The organism is Citrobacter europaeus, assembly GCF_037482245.1.
GTDB classification, from domain to species: domain Bacteria; phylum Pseudomonadota; class Gammaproteobacteria; order Enterobacterales; family Enterobacteriaceae; genus Citrobacter; species Citrobacter europaeus.
In genome coordinates this window covers 4,099,187-4,116,563 of record NZ_CP148084.1, presented here as the reverse complement: position 1 = coordinate 4,116,563, position 17,377 = coordinate 4,099,187, and the positions used below count along the sequence as shown (strand labels likewise).

14 protein-coding genes and 1 pseudogene are annotated in these 17,377 nt (G+C 54.5%); 7 read left to right on the top strand and 8 right to left on the bottom strand.

Annotated features, from left to right (window positions below):
* Position 1: 1 nt before the first annotated feature.
* Positions 2-2,041 (top strand): Fe(3+)-hydroxamate ABC transporter permease FhuB, encoded by a 2,040-nt coding sequence (gene fhuB, locus WHR59_RS19335; RefSeq protein WP_101706111.1) that lies wholly within the window; start codon positions 2-4, stop codon positions 2,039-2,041.
* Positions 2,042-2,155: 114 nt separating this feature from the next.
* Here fhuB and hemL read toward each other — a convergent pair whose 3' ends face one another.
* Positions 2,156-3,436 carry a glutamate-1-semialdehyde 2,1-aminomutase gene (hemL, locus tag WHR59_RS19330; RefSeq protein WP_286518244.1) on the bottom strand — a complete coding sequence of 427 codons (1,281 nt, stop codon included), beginning with the start codon at positions 3,434-3,436 and terminating at the stop codon, positions 2,156-2,158.
* Between the two features lie 168 nt (positions 3,437-3,604).
* Between hemL and clcA the strand changes: the two genes are divergently transcribed.
* From clcA to erpA, 3 genes and pseudogenes are all read left to right on the top strand, one after another.
* Positions 3,605-5,026 (top strand): H(+)/Cl(-) exchange transporter ClcA, encoded by a 1,422-nt coding sequence (gene clcA, locus WHR59_RS19325; protein WP_043018476.1) that lies wholly within the window; start codon positions 3,605-3,607, stop codon positions 5,024-5,026.
* Positions 5,027-5,049: 23 nt separating this feature from the next.
* A pseudogene (yadW, locus tag WHR59_RS19320) lies at positions 5,050-5,115 on the top strand (small protein YadW).
* The gene (gene erpA / locus WHR59_RS19315; RefSeq protein ID WP_003018581.1) at positions 5,108-5,452 is read left to right on the top strand and encodes an iron-sulfur cluster insertion protein ErpA; all 345 of its coding nucleotides are present in this window, start codon (positions 5,108-5,110) and stop codon (positions 5,450-5,452) included. Before yadW ends, erpA begins: the two are co-directional and overlap by 8 nt.
* Positions 5,453-5,571: 119 nt before the next feature.
* Here erpA and WHR59_RS19310 read toward each other — a convergent pair whose 3' ends face one another.
* The 3 genes from WHR59_RS19310 to mtnN are packed head-to-tail and all read right to left on the bottom strand — an operon-like array spanning position 5,572 to position 7,724.
* Complete coding sequence (locus tag WHR59_RS19310) at positions 5,572-6,195, bottom strand: TRIC cation channel family protein (protein ID WP_006686772.1); 624 nt, start codon at positions 6,193-6,195, stop codon at positions 5,572-5,574.
* 37 nt (positions 6,196-6,232) lie between these two features.
* Positions 6,233-7,033 carry a vitamin B12 ABC transporter substrate-binding protein BtuF gene (gene btuF / locus WHR59_RS19305; protein WP_043018478.1) on the bottom strand — a complete coding sequence of 267 codons (801 nt, stop codon included), beginning with the start codon at positions 7,031-7,033 and terminating at the stop codon, positions 6,233-6,235.
* The gene (mtnN, locus tag WHR59_RS19300) at positions 7,026-7,724 is read right to left on the bottom strand and encodes a 5'-methylthioadenosine/S-adenosylhomocysteine nucleosidase (protein WP_080625706.1); all 699 of its coding nucleotides are present in this window, start codon (positions 7,722-7,724) and stop codon (positions 7,026-7,028) included. Before mtnN ends, btuF begins: the two co-directional genes overlap by 8 nt.
* Before the next feature lie 83 nt (positions 7,725-7,807).
* On the opposite strand from mtnN, the gene dgt reads away from it, so the two are divergent.
* The 3 genes from dgt to cdaR all read left to right on the top strand — a co-directional run bounded on the left by dgt (position 7,808) and on the right by cdaR (position 12,194).
* On the top strand, positions 7,808-9,325 hold the full coding sequence (gene dgt, locus WHR59_RS19295; RefSeq protein ID WP_181230757.1) for a dGTPase: 1,518 nt from the start codon (positions 7,808-7,810) through the stop codon (positions 9,323-9,325).
* A gap of 129 nt (positions 9,326-9,454) precedes the next feature.
* On the top strand, positions 9,455-10,888 hold the full coding sequence (gene degP, locus WHR59_RS19290) for a serine endoprotease DegP (RefSeq protein WP_043018481.1): 1,434 nt from the start codon (positions 9,455-9,457) through the stop codon (positions 10,886-10,888).
* 148 nt (positions 10,889-11,036) lie between these two features.
* Positions 11,037-12,194: a DNA-binding transcriptional regulator CdaR gene (gene cdaR, locus WHR59_RS19285; RefSeq protein ID WP_043018482.1), complete on the top strand. Its 1,158-nt coding sequence runs from the start codon at positions 11,037-11,039 to the stop codon at positions 12,192-12,194.
* A gap of 87 nt (positions 12,195-12,281) precedes the next feature.
* Here cdaR and WHR59_RS19280 read toward each other — a convergent pair whose 3' ends face one another.
* The 4 genes from WHR59_RS19280 to map all read right to left on the bottom strand — a co-directional run bounded on the left by WHR59_RS19280 (position 12,282) and on the right by map (position 17,203).
* Complete coding sequence (locus tag WHR59_RS19280; RefSeq protein WP_003018562.1) at positions 12,282-12,668, bottom strand: DUF3461 family protein; 387 nt, start codon at positions 12,666-12,668, stop codon at positions 12,282-12,284.
* Positions 12,669-12,777: 109 nt separating this feature from the next.
* Entirely contained in the window at positions 12,778-13,602 is an 825-nt protein-coding gene (dapD, locus tag WHR59_RS19275; RefSeq protein WP_043018483.1) for a 2,3,4,5-tetrahydropyridine-2,6-dicarboxylate N-succinyltransferase, read from the bottom strand.
* Between the two features lie 31 nt (positions 13,603-13,633).
* A complete protein-coding gene (glnD, locus tag WHR59_RS19270; RefSeq protein WP_047406089.1) occupies positions 13,634-16,306 on the bottom strand; it encodes a bifunctional uridylyltransferase/uridylyl-removing protein GlnD in 2,673 nt (890 codons plus the stop codon).
* Positions 16,307-16,408: 102 nt separating this feature from the next.
* Entirely contained in the window at positions 16,409-17,203 is a 795-nt protein-coding gene (gene map, locus WHR59_RS19265) for a type I methionyl aminopeptidase (RefSeq protein WP_043018485.1), read from the bottom strand.
* Positions 17,204-17,377 lie beyond the last annotated feature (174 nt).

Sequence of the window (17,377 nt, the reverse complement as noted above, 5' to 3'; positions counted from 1 at the left end):
AATGCCGGATGGCGACGCTAAAAGCGCCTTATCCGGCCTACGGTTTGCGCGCGTTGTAGGCCGGATAAGGCGAAGCCGCCATCCGGCGTTATTGTTGCTGGTACTGGTTATTGTTGCTCTCTGGCTGACCTGGGTTAACTTCTCCGTTGCGCTACCGCGCAGCCAGTGGCAACAGGCTATCTGGTCACCGGATATCGACGCCATTAAACAGATGGTTTTCCACTATAGCCTGCTGCCGAGGCTGGCGATTTCGCTGCTGGTCGGTGCCGGGCTGGGGCTGGTCGGCGTATTGTTTCAGCAGGTGCTGCGTAACCCGCTGGCGGAGCCAACCACGTTGGGCGTGGCGACCGGTGCGCAGTTGGGCATTACGGTTACCACGCTGTGGGCTATTCCCGGTGCGCTGACCACGCAATTTGCGGCGCTGGCGGGGGCATGTGTCGTTGGGGCGTTGGTGTTTGGCGTAGCCTGGGGCAAGCGTCTTTCCCCGGTGACGTTAATCCTTGCCGGGCTGGTGGTCAGCCTGTACTGCGGGGCAATTAACCAGTTGATGGTTATCTTCCATCACGATCAGCTGCAAAGCATGTTTTTATGGAGCAGCGGTACGCTAACGCAAACCGACTGGAGCGGCGTACAGCGCCTGTGGCCGCAACTGCTGGGTGGCGTGATGCTGACTCTGTTGCTGTTGCGGCCTATGACGCTGATGGGACTGGATGACGGCGTGGCGCGTAACCTTGGTCTGGCGCTGTCGCTGGCGCGTCTGGCGGCTTTATCGCTGGCGATTGTTCTCAGCGCCTTGCTGGTGAACGCCGTGGGGATTATCGGCTTTATTGGCCTGTTTGCGCCGCTGCTGGCGAAAATGCTTGGTGCACGTCGTCTGCTGGCGCGTCTGATGCTGGCCCCGCTGATTGGTGCGTTGATCCTCTGGCTCTCCGACCAAATCATTCTGTGGCTGACCCGCGTATGGATGGAAGTCTCCACCGGATCGGTGACGGCGCTGATTGGCGCGCCATTACTGCTGTGGCTATTACCGCGCCTTAGGAGTATGAGCGCGCCGGATATGAATGCCAGCAACCGCATCGCCGCTGAGCGTCAGAATGTGCTGATGTTTACGCTGGCGGGTGGGGCGCTCTTGCTGTTGACCCTGGTGGTGGCGCTGTCGTTTGGCCGCGATGCGCACGGCTGGACATGGGCCAGCGGCGCGATGCTGGATGAGCTGATGCCCTGGCGCTGGCCACGTATTATGGCGGCGCTGATTGCCGGGGTAATGTTGGCGGTAGCGGGCTGTATTATTCAACGTCTGACGGGCAACCCAATGGCCAGCCCGGAAGTGCTGGGCATTAGCTCCGGTGCGGCATTTGGCGTAGTGCTGATGCTGTTTCTGGTCCCAGGAAATGCCTTTGGCTGGCTGATGCCTGCCGGGAGTCTCGGGGCTGCGGCCACCTTGCTTATCATTATGATTGCCGCCGGGCGCGGTGGTTTTTCGCCGCACCGTATGCTGCTGGCAGGGATGGCGCTCAGCACGGCGTTTACAATGTTGCTGATGATGCTGCAGGCCAGCGGCGATCCGCGTATGGCGGGCGTACTGACCTGGATCTCCGGCTCAACCTATAACGCGACGGGTGAACAGGTACTGCGCACCGGGATTGTGATGGTTATCCTGCTGGCGATGACGCCGCTGTGCCGTCGTTGGCTGACGATTTTACCGCTCGGCGGCGATACGGCGCGGGCGGTGGGGATGGCAATCACGCCGTCGCGCGTAGGGTTACTGCTCCTGGCTGCAGGGTTGACGGCGACAGCAACCATGACCATTGGACCGTTGAGCTTTGTCGGGTTGATGGCTCCGCATATTGCCCGAATGATGGGTTTTCGTCGGGCGATGCCGCATATGCTGATTTCGGCGCTGGCGGGAGGCGTACTTTTGGTCTTTGCTGACTGGTGCGGCAGAATGGTGCTGTTTCCATATCAGATCCCGGCGGGGTTATTGTCGACGTTTATTGGCGCGCCGTACTTTATCTATCTGCTGAGAAAACAGAGTCGCTGAGGCTGATTCTTTTCATGTAGGTCGGATAAGACGCTTTGCGTCGCCATCCGGCAATAAAAAAGCCGGGTGGCGGCTTCGCCTTACCCGGCCTACGTTGTTTCTGTACGTTCTCTTTTACAGTTTCGCAAACACCCGACGCGCGGCGTCGATGGTGTTATTGATATCGCCTTCACTGTGCGCCACGGACATAAAGCCTGCTTCGAAAGCAGAAGGCGCCAGGTAAATCCCTTCATCCAGCATCATGTGGAAGAAACGCTTGAAGCGTTCAACGTCGCATGCCATCACATCCTGATAGCAGGTTACGGTTTCTGCATCGGTGAAGAAAATCCCGAACATTCCGCCCACATGGTTAACTACCAGCGGAATATTTGCTTCCTCGGCAGCTTCCAGCAGACCTTCCGCCAGACGCGTCGTGAGTTCGTTCAGCGTTTCATGAATACCCGGTTGGGCCACTTCGGTCAGACAGGCAAAACCTGCTGCCATCGCTATTGGGTTACCGGAAAGCGTACCCGCCTGGTAAACCGGACCGGTCGGCGCCAGCGCGTCCATCACATCGCGGCGGCCGCCGAATGCGCCAACGGGCATCCCGCCGCCGATGATTTTACCCAGGCAGGTCAGATCCGGAACGACGCCGTAATAATCCTGTGCACCGGCCAGCGCTACGCGGAAACCGGTCATGACTTCATCGATGATCAACAGCGCGCCAAACTCATCGCACAGCGCGCGCAGGCCCGGCAGGAATTCCGGCAGCGGCGGGATGCAGTTCATGTTGCCCGCGACCGGCTCAACGATGATGCAGGCGATCTCTTGTGGATACTGTTCAAATGCCTCACGTACTGAAGAGAGATCGTTGTAGGTGCAGGTGAGGGTGTGTTTCGCAAAGTCGGCCGGAACGCCCGGGGAGTTAGGCTGGCCCAGCGTTAATGCGCCGGAACCGGCTTTGACCAGCAGGCAGTCGGCATGACCGTGATAGCAGCCTTCAAATTTGATGATCTTATCGCGTCCGGTGAAACCGCGCGCCAGACGGATTGCGCTCATCGTCGCTTCCGTACCGGAGTTCACCATACGTACCATGTCCATGGTTGGCACGAGTTCAGTGACCAGCGCCGCCATTTTTACTTCCATCTCGGTCGGCGCGCCGAAGCTTAAACCGCGCTCCGCAGCTTCAATCACCGCATTACGGATTGCCGGGTGGTTATGGCCCAGTACCATCGGTCCCCAGGAACCGACGTAATCGACATAGGCTTTACCATCAACATCGTACAGATATGCGCCGTCCGCTTTTTCGATAAACAGCGGAGTTCCACCCACGCCAGTAAAGGCGCGAACAGGGGAGTTAACGCCGCCAGGGATAAGTTCGCGTGCTGCGCTGTAGAGATTTTCAGACTTACTCATGGATGGGGTCCTGGTTCGTAGAAAAAGTAAATGCCCGCTATTCTAGTTATTCAGAGAAGGTTATGAAAGTTTTACGCAATTGAAACAATGCGATTTGCAGGGGATTTTCGTGAAATGTGCGAGTAGAATGCCGATTCCGTATTTGTATTACCAATTAATGATCATCTGATGAAGACTGACTCTCCCTCTTTTGAAGCACAACAAATTGTGCGTTTACGCCGCAGGGATCAAATCCGTCGACTCCTGGAACGAGACAAAACGCCGTTGGCGATCCTGTTGATGGCCGCAGTTGTCGGTACCGTGACGGGACTGGTTGGCGTGGCATTTGAAAAAGCGGTGACCTGGGTACAGAACCACCGTATTGGCGCGCTGGCTCAGGTTGCGGACCATGCCATTCTGCTGTGGCCGCTGGCGTTTATTCTCTCCGCGCTGCTGGCGATGGTCGGCTATTTTCTGGTGCGTAAATTTGCGCCGGAAGCGGGAGGTTCCGGGATCCCTGAGATTGAAGGCGCGCTGGAAGAGCTACGGCCTGTGCGCTGGTGGCGCGTTCTGCCGGTGAAATTTATCGGCGGTATGGGGACGCTGGGGGCCGGGATGGTGCTTGGGCGAGAAGGGCCGACCGTGCAGATTGGCGGCAATATTGGGCGCATGGTGCTGGATATTTTCCGCATGCGCAGCGCCGAAGCGCGGCATACCCTGCTGGCCACCGGTGCGGCTGCGGGGCTGTCGGCGGCGTTTAATGCGCCTCTGGCCGGGATCCTGTTCATTATTGAAGAGATGCGCCCGCAGTTTCGCTATAACCTTGTCTCGATCAAAGCCGTGTTTACCGGCGTTATTATGTCGAGCATTGTGTTTCGCGTGTTCAACGGCGAAGCGCCGATTATTGAAGTTGGGAAGCTCTCCAATGCGCCGGTAAATACGCTGTGGCTGTATCTGGTGCTCGGGCTTATTTTTGGCTGTGTCGGGCCATTGTTTAACACCATGGTGTTGCGTACCCAGGATATGTTCCAGCGCTTCCACGGTGGTGAAATTAAAAAATGGGTGCTGATGGGCGGCGCGATCGGCGGCCTGTGCGGGATCCTCGGGTTAATTCAACCGGAAGCGGCAGGCGGCGGGTTTAACCTGATTCCTATCGCCGCGGCAGGCAATTTTAGCGTTGGTCTGCTGCTGTTTATATTTATTACCAGGGTCGTCACCACGCTGCTGTGCTTCTCGTCCGGCGCGCCCGGTGGGATTTTTGCCCCGATGCTGGCGTTGGGCACGTTGCTTGGCACCGCGTTCGGTATGGCTGCGGCAGCTTCTTTTCCGCAGTATCATCTGGAGGCCGGAACCTTTGCCATTGCCGGAATGGGGGCTTTGTTAGCGGCTTCGGTGCGTGCGCCGTTAACCGGTATTGTGCTGGTGCTGGAGATGACCGATAACTATCAGCTCATTTTGCCAATGATTATTACCTGTCTTGGCGCAACACTATTAGCCCAATTTATGGGCGGAAAGCCGCTATACTCGACTATCCTTGCCCGCACGCTGGCAAAACAGGAAGCGGAGCAGGCGGCAAAAAGCCAGGGTACTGCCGCTGGCGAGAATACTTGAACGAAATACCAGGGTATTAGATAATGGCCTTAACCATTGGGTTATAATTTGCCCAATTGCCAATGTCGTTTGGAGCAAAATATGAGTGATGACGTAGCGCTGCCACTGCAATTTACAGAAGCAGCAGCCAATAAAGTAAAAAGCCTGATCGCTGACGAAGATAACCCGAATCTGAAATTACGCGTGTATATCACCGGCGGTGGTTGCAGCGGTTTCCAGTATGGTTTCACCTTTGATGATCAGGTGAACGATGGTGATATGACCATTGAGAAACAAGGTGTTGGTCTGGTAGTTGATCCGATGAGCCTGCAATATCTGGTGGGCGGCGCGGTTGACTATACCGAAGGTCTGGAAGGTTCCCGCTTCGTTGTGACTAACCCGAATGCGAAAAGCACCTGCGGGTGTGGCTCTTCTTTCAGCATCTGATTGCTGTCTGTAATACCGATGGTCTGATGGTGTAGGCCCGGTAAGCGTAGCGCCACCGGGCAATGTGCCGGATGGCGGCGTAAACGCCTTATCCGGCCTACATGTTCTGTATCGTCACATCAACGCCCGTTATCATCCAGCGCAAATGTCGGCAACTTCAAATGCCAGCGAATGGCGGCAAGCCGAATCAGCAGGGTGACGATCATCCCCATCATACTGGCGTTTTCCAGCGATACATTAAAGGTATAAAACGCTGTCGCATGCACGATACCGCCGATAATACACGCCGTGGCGTAGATTTCGGTGCGCAGAATCATTGGGACTTCACGCGCTAACACGTCGCGAATGATCCCGCCGCCAACGCCGGTAATCACCCCCATACAAATCGCCACAAGCGGTCCCGTGCCTGCAAGAAATGCTTTATTGACGCCAATCCCTACGAACACCGCCAGGCCCACGGCATCCAGCACCGGCAGGATCCACTTCGGCAACCGTCGGGGCTGACGCACCAGCAGGATCGTCAGCATGCTGGTGATCATCGCCACCACCAGATCGGTAGGATCCTTAACCCAAAAAACCGGTCCGTGATCCAATGCCATATCGCGGATCGTACCGCCGCCAACGGCGGTAACCACGCCGAGGACCAGGACGCCAAACGGATCCATACGCAATTTTCCGGCCAGTAACACGCCAGAGATAGCAAATACCGCGGTGCCGACAATATCCAGCCAATAGACGAGCATTTTTAAATCCTCACAACAGACCTGGTGGGGGCAGGCGCTAATTTATCTGTGAAAGCGCATTACAGAGTTGTTTTGCGGCGAGGATAATACGCGGGCTCGCGCGTTCGAACCAGTCACTATTAAGTGTAATAATGGGTATTTTTAGCTGGTTTCCCCAGTATTGCTCAATTTTCAGAGTTTCGCCCGGGCCTCCGGTTGCAACAATCGCCTGGGGCGCGCGTGCCAGGACCTGCTCACGGCTAACCTGCGGCCAGGGAACCCGACTGCCGGCAAAGATGTTTTCTCCGCCGCATACCTCAAGAACCTCGTGCTGAATGGAGCCTTTTCCACTGGTAAACAGAGGATTAGCGCCAAACTGGAGAAACACGCGTTTTTTCGGTTTGTTGGCATATCGAGATTTAAGTAAAGCATAGTCATCAAGCAGGGTTTGCGCCGCCTGTTTGGCTTGCTCAGGCTTAGGGCTCCATGCCGCCAACTGGCGGAGCGCATCGGCAACCTGCTCGATGGTAACGGCGTCTACCCAGATGACCTTAATTCCCAGGGCGGTCAGTTGATTCACTTGCCGCTCTGCATTTCCCCCGCGCCAGGCGATGACTAAATCCGGTTTGAGCGCCACAATGCGTTCCAGATTCATGCCTTGCCAGGTGGAGACCTCCTCGATATTTTTGGCCTCTGGCGGGTAATTTGAATAGCTACTGACGCCTACGGGGGTAATGCCAGCGGCAAAAGCGAGTTCAGTATTGGCAGGAGAAAGCGTCACAACGCGCGGTGCGGCGTAAAGGAACGCCGGGAGAGTGAAAAGCAGGGCGACCAGCGCCCTGGAGAGTAATTTAGCCATGCGCCAGTTTCTGTACCAGCGTTTCAACCATCAGGCTTGACTGTTTCGCGGCAACGACCAGGAACTCGTCAAAGCTGAGATGGGACTGCTGATCGGCGACGTCAGAGATGGCGCGAACCACGACGAACGGCACATTAAAGTTGTGGCAAACGTGCGCAATTGCGGTCGCTTCCATCTCAACGGCGATCGCCTGCGGGAAGTTATGCTTGATTTTAGCCAGGCCCACAGAGCCATTAATAAAGGCATCGCCGCTGACGATAAGACCGCGAACGGCGTTCAGGTTAAGTTCTGCAATGCAGGATTCTGCTGCAGCAATCAGCGCCGGGTCGGCTTTAAAACCAGCCGGGCAGCCCGGGAGTTGGCCAAATTCATAGCCAAAGGCGGTAACGTCAGCATCGTGATAGCGCGTTTCGTCAGAAACCACGATATCGCCGACTTTCAGCGTTGAGGCCAGGCCGCCCGCTGAACCGGTGTTAATAATGGCGTCCGGCTTGCAGCGTTCAAGCAGCAGCGTAGCGCCCAGCGCTGCAGCCACTTTGCCGATACCTGATTTCAGTAGCGCAACCTCTGTACCGTTCAGTTGGCCGGTGTAAATTTCACAACCGCCGAGAGTGATGGTCTGACGGTTTTCGATTTTGTCACGCAGCAGCGTAACTTCTTCTTCCATTGCACCAATGATGCCGATTTTCATAGATTTACTCGCGATAAGCCAGATTTGAGGGCATAGTCTATCATGCGCTTAAGGGGTAGCGCATTTCTCAGGCGGGAGAGGATATGGTACAGATCGATTTCCGAAAAAAAATAAACTGGCATCGCCGTTACCGTTCGCCGCAGGGCGTGAAGACGGAGCATGAGATCCTGCGAATTTTTGAAAGCGATCGTGGACGTATTATCAATTCTCCGGCAATTCGCCGACTGCAACAAAAAACCCAGGTCTTTCCGCTGGAGCGTAACGCGGCGGTGCGTACGCGCCTGACGCACTCGATGGAAGTGCAGCAGGTTGGGCGCTATATCGCGAAAGAGATCCTCAGCCGGCTGAAAGAGCTAAAGCTGCTGGAGCTGTATGGTCTGGATGAACTGACGGGACCGTTTGAGAGTATTGTCGAAATGTCGTGTCTGATGCATGACATCGGTAATCCGCCGTTTGGTCATTTTGGCGAAGCGGCGATTAATGACTGGTTCCGCCAGCGACTGTATCCGGCCGACGCGGAAAGTCAGCCGCTTAGCGATGACCGCTGCCTGGTAGCGGCGTTGCGTTTGCGCGAAGGTGAAGAGTCGCTGAATGATATTCGCCGTAAGGTGCGCCAGGACCTGTGCCATTTTGAAGGCAATGCGCAGGGTATTCGTCTGGTGCATACTTTGATGCGTATGAATCTTACCTGGGCGCAGGTCGGCGGTATTTTAAAATATACCCGTCCGGCGTGGTGGCGAGGCGATACGCCCGCGACGCATAACTATTTAATGAAGAAGCCGGGCTATTACCTTTCCGAGGAACCGTATATTGAGCGGTTACGTAAAGAATTATCATTAGCACCTTACAGTCGTTTTCCATTAACCTGGATTATGGAAGCTGCCGATGATATCTCATATTGCGTGGCCGACCTGGAAGATGCCGTTGAGAAAAGAATCTTTAGCGTCGAGCAACTTTATCACCATCTGCATGAGGCGTGGGGGCATCACGAAAAAGGCTCTCTGTTTAGTCAGGTTGTTGAGAACGCCTGGGAGAAGTCACGTTCAAATACATTAAGCCGGAGCACCGAAGATCAGTTCTTTATGTATTTACGCGTTAATACGCTGAATAAACTGGTGCCGTATGCGGCCCAGCGGTTTATTGATAACTTACCGCAGATATTTGCCGGCAGCTTTAATCACGCGCTGTTGGAAGATGCCAGTAGCTTTAGCCAGTTGCTGGGTGTCTATAAAAATGTGGCGGTAAAACATGTATTTAGTCATCCTGACGTAGAGCAGCTGGAATTGCAGGGCTATCGGGTGATCACCGGATTGTTGGAAATCTATCAGCCTTTATTAAAAATGTCCCAGTCAGATTTTACTGAACTGGTCGAAAATGAAAGAGTAAAACGTTTTCCTATCGAATCCCGATTATTTCAGAAGTTGTCAACTCGCCATCGTCTTGCTTATGTTGAGGTGGTTAGTAAAATATCAACGGGTTGCGCCGAGTTTCCGGTTCTGGAATATTATTATCGCTGTCGGCTGATTCAGGATTATATCAGCGGGATGACAGATTTGTATGCATGGGATGAATATCGTCGCTTGATGGCCGTAGAACAATAAATACTCATTTGTAAAGACGGCCAATAAAATTTTACTTTTTCCTTAAACTCAATTCTGGAACTTAGCGCTATAAAACGACTCTGACGTATACAGCAATTTTGCGTTATCTGTTAATCGAGAACGAAACACATGAAAAAAACCACATTAGCAATGAGTGCACTGGCTCTGAGTTTAGGTTTGGCGTTGTCCCCCCTGTCTGCCACAGCGGCTGAGACGTCGTCTTCAGCAATGACCGCCCAACAGATGCCAAGCCTGGCCCCGATGCTCGAAAAAGTGATGCCATCGGTGGTAAGTATTAACGTCGAGGGGAGCACGACGGTAAATACGCCGCGTATGCCGCGTAATTTCCAGCAGTTCTTTGGTGATAACTCACCGTTCTGCCAGGACGGTTCTCCGTTCCAGAGTTCACCGTTCTGTCAGGGCGGCGCGCCGGGCGCTGGTAACGGCGGCGGCCAGCAGCAGAAATTTATGGCGCTGGGTTCTGGTGTAATTATTGATGCCGCGAAAGGATATGTCGTAACCAACAACCACGTGGTGGATAACGCTACGGTGATTAAGGTTCAACTGAGCGATGGCCGTAAATTTGACGCGAAGATCGTGGGTAAAGATCCGCGCTCCGATATCGCGCTGATCCAAATTCAGGATCCGAAAAATCTGACGGCGATTAAGCTGGCAGATTCCGACGCGCTGCGCGTGGGTGATTACACCGTAGCAATCGGTAACCCGTTTGGCCTCGGTGAGACCGTGACCTCCGGCATCGTTTCTGCGCTGGGTCGTAGCGGCCTGAACGCGGAGAACTATGAAAACTTTATTCAGACGGATGCTGCGATCAACCGTGGTAACTCCGGTGGCGCGCTGGTCAACCTGAACGGTGAGCTGATCGGCATTAACACTGCGATCCTCGCGCCGGACGGCGGTAACATCGGTATCGGTTTTGCAATCCCAAGCAACATGGTGAAAAACCTGACTTCGCAGATGGTTGAGTTTGGTCAGGTTAAACGTGGTGAGCTGGGTATTATGGGGACCGAACTGAGCTCTGAGCTGGCGAAAGCGATGAAAGTTGACGCTCAGCGCGGCGCATTCGTCAGCCAGGTAATGCCGAACTCTTCCGCAGCGAAAGCCGGTATTAAAGCCGGGGATGTGATTACCTCCCTGAATGGCAAACCTATCAGCAGCTTCGCCGCCCTGCGTGCGCAGGTGGGTACGATGCCGGTAGGCAGCAAAATTAACCTTGGCCTGCTGCGCGACGGTAAGCCGGTCACCGTGAATCTGGAACTGCAGCAGAGCAGCCAGACTCAGGTTGATTCCAGCTCTATCTTCAAAGGCATTGAAGGTGCGGATATGAGCAACAAAGGCCAGGATAAAGGGGTCGTGGTCAGCGACGTGAAACCGAATACTCCGGCTGCACAGATTGGCCTGAAGAAAGGTGACGTGATTATCGGTGCTAACCAGCAGCCGGTGAAAAACATCGCCGAACTGCGCAAAATCCTCGACAGCAAACCGGCGGTGCTGGCGCTGAACATTCAGCGTGGTGACAGCTCCATCTATCTGTTGATGCAGTAATCTCCCTCAACCCCTTCCTGCACTGGAAGGGGTTTCTTTTTGTGATATTTGCCACAACTCCATACTTCTCCCTTCTGCTTTGTGCATTTGCACAATGTCGGCGCTTATTATCTTCCCTATGCTTGAGCTCTGCTCACAGGAGGGATTTATGGCTGGCTGGCATCTTGATACCAAAATGGCGCAGGATATCGTTGCGCGCACCATGCGCATCATCGATACCAATATCAACGTAATGGATGCCCGTGGGCGGATAATCGGCAGCGGCGATCGCGAGCGTATTGGTGAATTGCACGAAGGGGCGCTGCTGGTGCTTTCGCAAGGTCGAGTGGTCGATATTGACGATGCGGTAGCCCGGCATCTGCACGGTGTGCGTCAGGGGATAAACCTGCCGCTGCGTCTGGAAGGCGAAATTGTTGGCGTTATCGGCCTTACCGGCGAACCGGAACATCTGCGCAAGTATGGCGAACTGGTGTGCATGACCGCCGAAATGATGCTGGAACAGTCGCGTCTGATGCATCTGTTAGCGCAGGATAGCCGTCTGCGTGAAGAGCTGGTGATGAACCTGATTCAGGCGGAGGAGAATACTCCGGCGCTGATGGAATGGGCCCAGCGACTGGGCATTGATTTGAACCAGCCGCGCGTGGTAGCGGTGGTGGAGGTCGACAGCGGCCAGCTTGGCGTTGACAGCGCGATGGCAGAGCTACAGCAATTGCAGAACGCGTTGACCACGCCTGAACGTAATAATCTGATTGCGATTGTTTCCCTGACCGAGATGGTAGTGTTGAAACCGGCGCTCAATCAGTTTGGTCGCTGGGACGCTGAAGATCATCGCAAGCGCGTTGAGCAGCTTATTACCCGTATGAAAGAGAATGGACAGCTGCGTTTTCGCGTGTCGCTGGGCAACTATTTTACCGGGCCTGGCAGCATTGCCCGTTCGTATCGTACGGCGCGCACCACCATGATGGTCGGCAAGCAGCGGATGCCGGAAAGCCGTAGCTATTTCTATCAGGATTTGATGCTGCCGGTACTGCTGGACAGTCTGCGCGGCGGCTGGCAGGCCAATGAGCTGGCGCGCCCGCTGGCAAGGCTGAAAGCGATGGATAACAACGGTTTGCTGCGTCGGACATTAGCGGCATGGTTTCGGCATAACGTTCAGCCGCTGGCAACCTCAAAAGCATTGTTTATTCACCGCAATACGCTGGAGTATCGTCTGAACCGTATTTCAGAACTGACCGGGCTGGATCTGGGGAATTTTGACGATCGACTGCTGTTGTATGTGGCGTTGCAGTTAGATGAGCAGCATTGATTAATTGCCTGATGGCGGCACGCTTATCAGGCAAAATGCCGGGTGGCGGCATCGCCTTACCCGGCCTACAAATACATCCACTCACGGTTATTTACGCGTTAGTTTTTCCAGATCGGCTTCAATTTCGCTGATCTTATTGGTCACAACGCTTTCCAGATGACGTAAATCATCGAGGATCTTGCGTTTAAGATCGACTTCGCTGCGATCGCGCTGGCAGATCTGATCCAGTTCGTCGATCACGTAGCGCAGGTTGGGGCTGATCTCCTGCACCTCTTTGTAACCCTGGCCGACGCCATCGGCGACAACCGTTTTACGCTGACGGGGATATTTGAACTTCACGCTCTTGGCAAAAAACTCGCCTTTATCCTTCTGGAAATAGATTTTCAGGATATCGTTGTTGGCTTCTTGCCGCAGGCTGTAACGATCGATTTCTTCAGGATTAGTAATGCCCAGACTTTTCAGATTGTCATACATAGCGGTACCCTTAAGCTCACTATAACCATTGAATAATTAACGAAAAGCCTTGTTTATGCCACTCGCAGATGTAAAAAAAGCGGGCTAAGCCCGCTTTTTCAAATCGCTGTTAGTCGATGGTGCGTAACAGTTCGTTGATTCCCACTTTGCCGCGCGTTTTGGCATCGACTTTCTTCACGATGACCGCGCAGTACAGGCTGTACTTGCCATCTTTCGACGGCAGGTTGCCGGAGACAACCACGGAGCCCGCCGGAACGCGGCCGTAGAAAACTTCGCCGGTTTCGCGGTCATAGATTTTGGTGCTCTGGCCCAGGTATACGCCCATAGAAATAACAGAGCCTTCTTCGACGATTACGCCTTCAACCACTTCAGAACGTGCGCCGATGAAGCAGTTGTCTTCGATGATGGTCGGGTTAGCCTGTAACGGCTCCAGTACGCCGCCGATGCCAACGCCGCCGGACAGGTGAACGTTTTTACCGATTTGCGCGCAGGAACCCACGGTCGCCCAGGTATCAACCATCGTGCCTTCATCCACATAAGCGCCGATGTTCACGTAAGACGGCATCAGCACGGTGTTACGGGCGATAAACGCGCCCTGACGCACGGCAGCTGGCGGAACCACGCGGAAACCTTCTTTCTGGAAGCGCGCTTCGTCGTAGTTGGCGAATTTCATCGGCACTTTATCGAAGTAACGGCTTTCCGCACCCTCGATAACCTGATTATCGTTAATACGGAAAGAGAGCAGGACCGCCTTTTTCAGCCACTGATGCGTGACCCACTGACCCTCAATCTTTTCTGCGACGCGCAGTGCACCGGAATCCAGTAAGGAAATAACCTGATTCACCGCTTCGCGGGTTACGGTATCTACATTTGCCGGAGTAATGTCGGCACGGCGCTCGAAAGCGGACTCAATAACGTTCTGTAACTGCTGCATTGTTAAACTCTTTCCATAATAAATAAAAACATTACCCTTTATCGTTTGGATTGAGGGCCTCTGTCAACCGTTGATGCACTTCCTGCTGCAGCTCATTATTAAGAGCGCGCCGGTCGGCGGTGGCGATTATGAATAAATCTTCTACTCGCTCGCCAATAGTTGTAATTCGGGCGCCATGCAGCGAAATTCCCAGATCGGCAAAAATCTGCCCGACCCGCGCCAGCAGCCCAGGCTGGTCGAGAGCGATAAGCTCAAGGAATGATTTTCGGTCGGTATGGGTCGGCAGAAAGGTGACCTCGGTATCGACGGTAAAGTGACGTAATTTTGCCGGCTGGCGACGCGGTTGCGGCGGCTGCCAGCTACGCTGGGTGATCGCCTGTTCCAGTCCAAAACGGATCGCTTCGTGTCGGTCTGACGACAGCGGACTGCCGTCCGGTTCCAGTACGATGAACGTATCCATCGCCATCCCATCGCGTGTGGTGAAGATCTGCGCGTCGTGGACGCTAAGATTACGCCGGTCCAGTTCGGCGCAAACGGCGGCAAACAGGTAAGGGCGGTCAGGGCTCCAGATGAAAATCTCCGTCCCGCCGCGGGTGGCCTGCGGGCTTAGCAGGATCAGCGGCTTGCTGAGATCGTGTTGCAGCAGATGACGCGCATGCCAGGCCAGCTGATTTGGGCTGTGACGCACGAAGTAGTTGGCGCGACAGCGTGACCAGATGTGGTGCAGCGCTTCTTCATCGATGTTGTCCATGCGCAGTAGCGCCAGCGCCTGAAGCTGATGATGGCGCACGCGCTCACGCATATCTGGCGTGTTTTGCATCCCACGACGTAACTGTTTTTCCGTGGCGAAATACAGCTCACGCAGCAGGCTTTGCTTCCAGCTATTCCACAGCGTTTCGTTGGTGGCGCAAATATCCGCGACGGTCAGGCACACCAGAAAGCGCAGACGATGTTCCGTTTGCACTTCTTCGGCGAATTGCTTGATCACTTCGGGATCCTGAATATCGCGACGCTGAGCGGTAACCGACATCAGTAAATGCTGGCGCACCAGCCATGCGATCAGCTGCGTTTCGCGGGAGTTCAGACCGTGCAGTTCGGCGAATTTGAGCACGTCCTGAGCGCCGAGAACCGAATGATCGCCGCCGCGACCTTTGGCGATATCGTGGAACAGCGCGGCAATCAGAATCAGCTCTGGCTGTCGCAGACGCGGCCACAGATCCACACACAGCGGATGGCGCTGGCGGGTTTCTTCATTGGCAAAACTTTCCAGCTTGAGCATTACGCGGATGGTGTGCTCATCCACCGTATAGGCATGAAACAGGTCAAACTGCATTTGGCCGACAATATGCGACCATTGCGGCATATAGGCCCACAACACGCTGTGGCGATGCATTGGCAGCAGGCCGCGACTCACCGCGCCTGGATGGCGCAACATACTGAGAAACAGCGAACGCGCTTCCGGGATGTAGCATAGCGGCTGGGTTAAATGACGGCGGGCATGGCGCAGATGGCGCAGCGTGGTGGAGTAAATCCCGCTGATCGCGCTGTTACGTACCATGATGTAAAACATCCGCAGTATCGCTTCGGGTTTGCGGATAAACAGGTCGTCGTTGCGCAGATCGATCAATGTGCCGCGCAGTTGAAAGTCGTCATCAATCGGACGCGGCTTTTCGTCGGCGGGCATGGCGAGGATCGCCTCGTCGAATAGCTGCAACAGCATGTGGTTCAGCTCGCTGACCCGTCGGGTGACGCGGAAATAGTCTTTCATCATCCGCTCGATAGGCTCGTTGCCTTCGCCGCCGTAGTTCAGGCGTTGCGCCACGCTGAGCTGACGGTCAAACAGCAGACGATTGTCGTAACGACTAACGACCAGATGCAGGGCAAAACGTATGCGCCACAGGATATGCAAACATTCATTGAGCTCGGCACGTTCTGCCAGCGTCAAAAAGCCGAAACCGACCATTTCATCCAGCGAGGTGGCGCCAAAATGGCGGCGGGCCACCCACTGCAGGGTATGGATATCGCGCAGGCCGCCGGGACTGCTTTTGATATCTGGCTCCAGGTTGTAGCTGGTGCCGTGATAGCGCTGGTGGCGCTGATTTTGTTCTTCCACTTTGGCGGCGTAAAACTTATCGGAAGGCCAGAAACCTTCGCTAAAAATATGTTTTTGTAGCTCAAGAAACAGCGCTACGTCGCCAATCAGCAGGCGTGTTTCAATCAGGTTGGTGGCGACGGTTAAATCTGACAATCCTTCCAGCAGACACTCTTCCAGCGTACGCACGCTGTGCCCCACTTCCAGCCTTACGTCCCAGAGCAGCGTTAACAGTTCGCCGACTTTTTCGGCCTGCGCGTCAGGTAGCTTTTTACGACTGAGGATTAGCAGGTCGATGTCGGAAAGCGGATGCAGTTCGCCGCGCCCGTAACCACCAACGGCAACCAGCGCCAGGTCGGCAATTTGGCCGAAACCGGCTTCAATCCACAGGCGCTGAAGCAACTGATCAATAAATTCGGTGCGGGCTTCTATCAGCTGCTCTGCGGAAATTCCACTGTCAAACGCGTCACCTAACCAGAGCTGGAACGTGTCGATATGCGCTTTAATTCCGGGGCAGTTGAGATCGTGCTGTGGCCAGGTGCCGGGGTTTTGCGGTTGGCCTGGCAGGGTGGGGAGGGCCGTATTTGCGTGCTGTTCAGGAAGAGTATTCATTGTTACCACCCATTAAAAAGCCGGATGACGCTTACGCTTATCCGGCCTACGGGAGAGTGCCATTTGTAGGCCTGATAAGCGACAGCGCCATCAGGCAATAAGTTATTCGTCGTGCGTAATAATCGCCGGGATGGTGTCATCCTTGCGCAGCGTCAGAATTTCACAGCCATTTTCCGTCACCACAATAGTATGCTCGTACTGAGCAGACAAGCTCCGGTCTTTGGTTTTCACCGTCCAGCCGTCTTTCATGGTGCGAATACGGTAATCACCAGCATTCAGCATGGGTTCTACGGTGAAGGTCATACCCGGTTGCAGAACCACACCGCCGTCGTCTGCATCGTAGTGCAGAACCTGCGGCTCCTCATGGAAGCCGCGACCAATGCCGTGACCGCAGTATTCGCGGACTACAGAGAAACCTTCGCCTTCCGCATATTTCTGAATCGCAGCGCCCAGCGTACGCAGGCGAATACCCGGTTTTACCATCCGCAGCGCCAGATACAGGCTTTCCTGCGTGACGCGGCACAGACGCTCGCCCAGAATAGTTGGTTTGCCGACGATGAACATTTTCGAGGTGTCACCGTGGTACTCATCTTTAATCACGGTAACGTCGATGTTGACGATATCGCCGTCTTTCAGGAGCTTGGCGTCGTCCGGGATCCCGTGGCACACTACCTCATTAATAGAGATGCATACGGATTTCGGATAACCGTGATAGCCCAGGCAGGCGGAAATGGCCTGCTGCTCGTTCACGATGTAGTCATTACAGATGCGATCCAACTCGCCGGTGCTGACGCCCGGTTTAACAAACGGTTCGATCATTTCCAGAACATCGGCGGCCAGGCGGCCAGCGACGCGCATTTTTTCGATTTCTTCAGGGGTCTTGATTGAGATAGCCATGAATTCTGTCCATCAGTGTCGATTATTTCGACAATAATTGTGTAAGTGCGGTCAATGGTATCAGTCTGGGGTGTACCCTGCCAAATTGAGAATCATTCTGAACTTCGCCTTTCGTGCCACAGATGCGTTGGCTACATTTTTTCACCCCGGTCACTTACTGGTCGTAAGCTCCCG

What these genes read in the sequence shown, in the direction of transcription:
- fhuB (WP_101706111.1), top strand. Translation starts at nt 2, where the DNA reads ATGCCGGATGGCGACGCTAAAAGCGCCTTATCCGGCCTACGGTTTGCG.
- hemL (WP_286518244.1), bottom strand. Translation starts at nt 3,436, where the DNA reads ATGAGTAAGTCTGAAAATCTCTACAGCGCAGCACGCGAACTTATCCCT.
- clcA (WP_043018476.1), top strand. Translation starts at nt 3,605, where the DNA reads ATGAAGACTGACTCTCCCTCTTTTGAAGCACAACAAATTGTGCGTTTA.
- erpA (WP_003018581.1), top strand. Translation starts at nt 5,108, where the DNA reads ATGAGTGATGACGTAGCGCTGCCACTGCAATTTACAGAAGCAGCAGCC.
- WHR59_RS19310 (WP_006686772.1), bottom strand. Translation starts at nt 6,195, where the DNA reads ATGCTCGTCTATTGGCTGGATATTGTCGGCACCGCGGTATTTGCTATC.
- btuF (WP_043018478.1), bottom strand. Translation starts at nt 7,033, where the DNA reads ATGGCTAAATTACTCTCCAGGGCGCTGGTCGCCCTGCTTTTCACTCTC.
- mtnN (WP_080625706.1), bottom strand. Translation starts at nt 7,724, where the DNA reads ATGAAAATCGGCATCATTGGTGCAATGGAAGAAGAAGTTACGCTGCTG.
- dgt (WP_181230757.1), top strand. Translation starts at nt 7,808, where the DNA reads ATGGTACAGATCGATTTCCGAAAAAAAATAAACTGGCATCGCCGTTAC.
- degP (WP_043018481.1), top strand. Translation starts at nt 9,455, where the DNA reads ATGAAAAAAACCACATTAGCAATGAGTGCACTGGCTCTGAGTTTAGGT.
- cdaR (WP_043018482.1), top strand. Translation starts at nt 11,037, where the DNA reads ATGGCTGGCTGGCATCTTGATACCAAAATGGCGCAGGATATCGTTGCG.
- WHR59_RS19280 (WP_003018562.1), bottom strand. Translation starts at nt 12,668, where the DNA reads ATGTATGACAATCTGAAAAGTCTGGGCATTACTAATCCTGAAGAAATC.
- dapD (WP_043018483.1), bottom strand. Translation starts at nt 13,602, where the DNA reads ATGCAGCAGTTACAGAACGTTATTGAGTCCGCTTTCGAGCGCCGTGCC.
- glnD (WP_047406089.1), bottom strand. Translation starts at nt 16,306, where the DNA reads ATGAATACTCTTCCTGAACAGCACGCAAATACGGCCCTCCCCACCCTG.
- map (WP_043018485.1), bottom strand. Translation starts at nt 17,203, where the DNA reads ATGGCTATCTCAATCAAGACCCCTGAAGAAATCGAAAAAATGCGCGTC.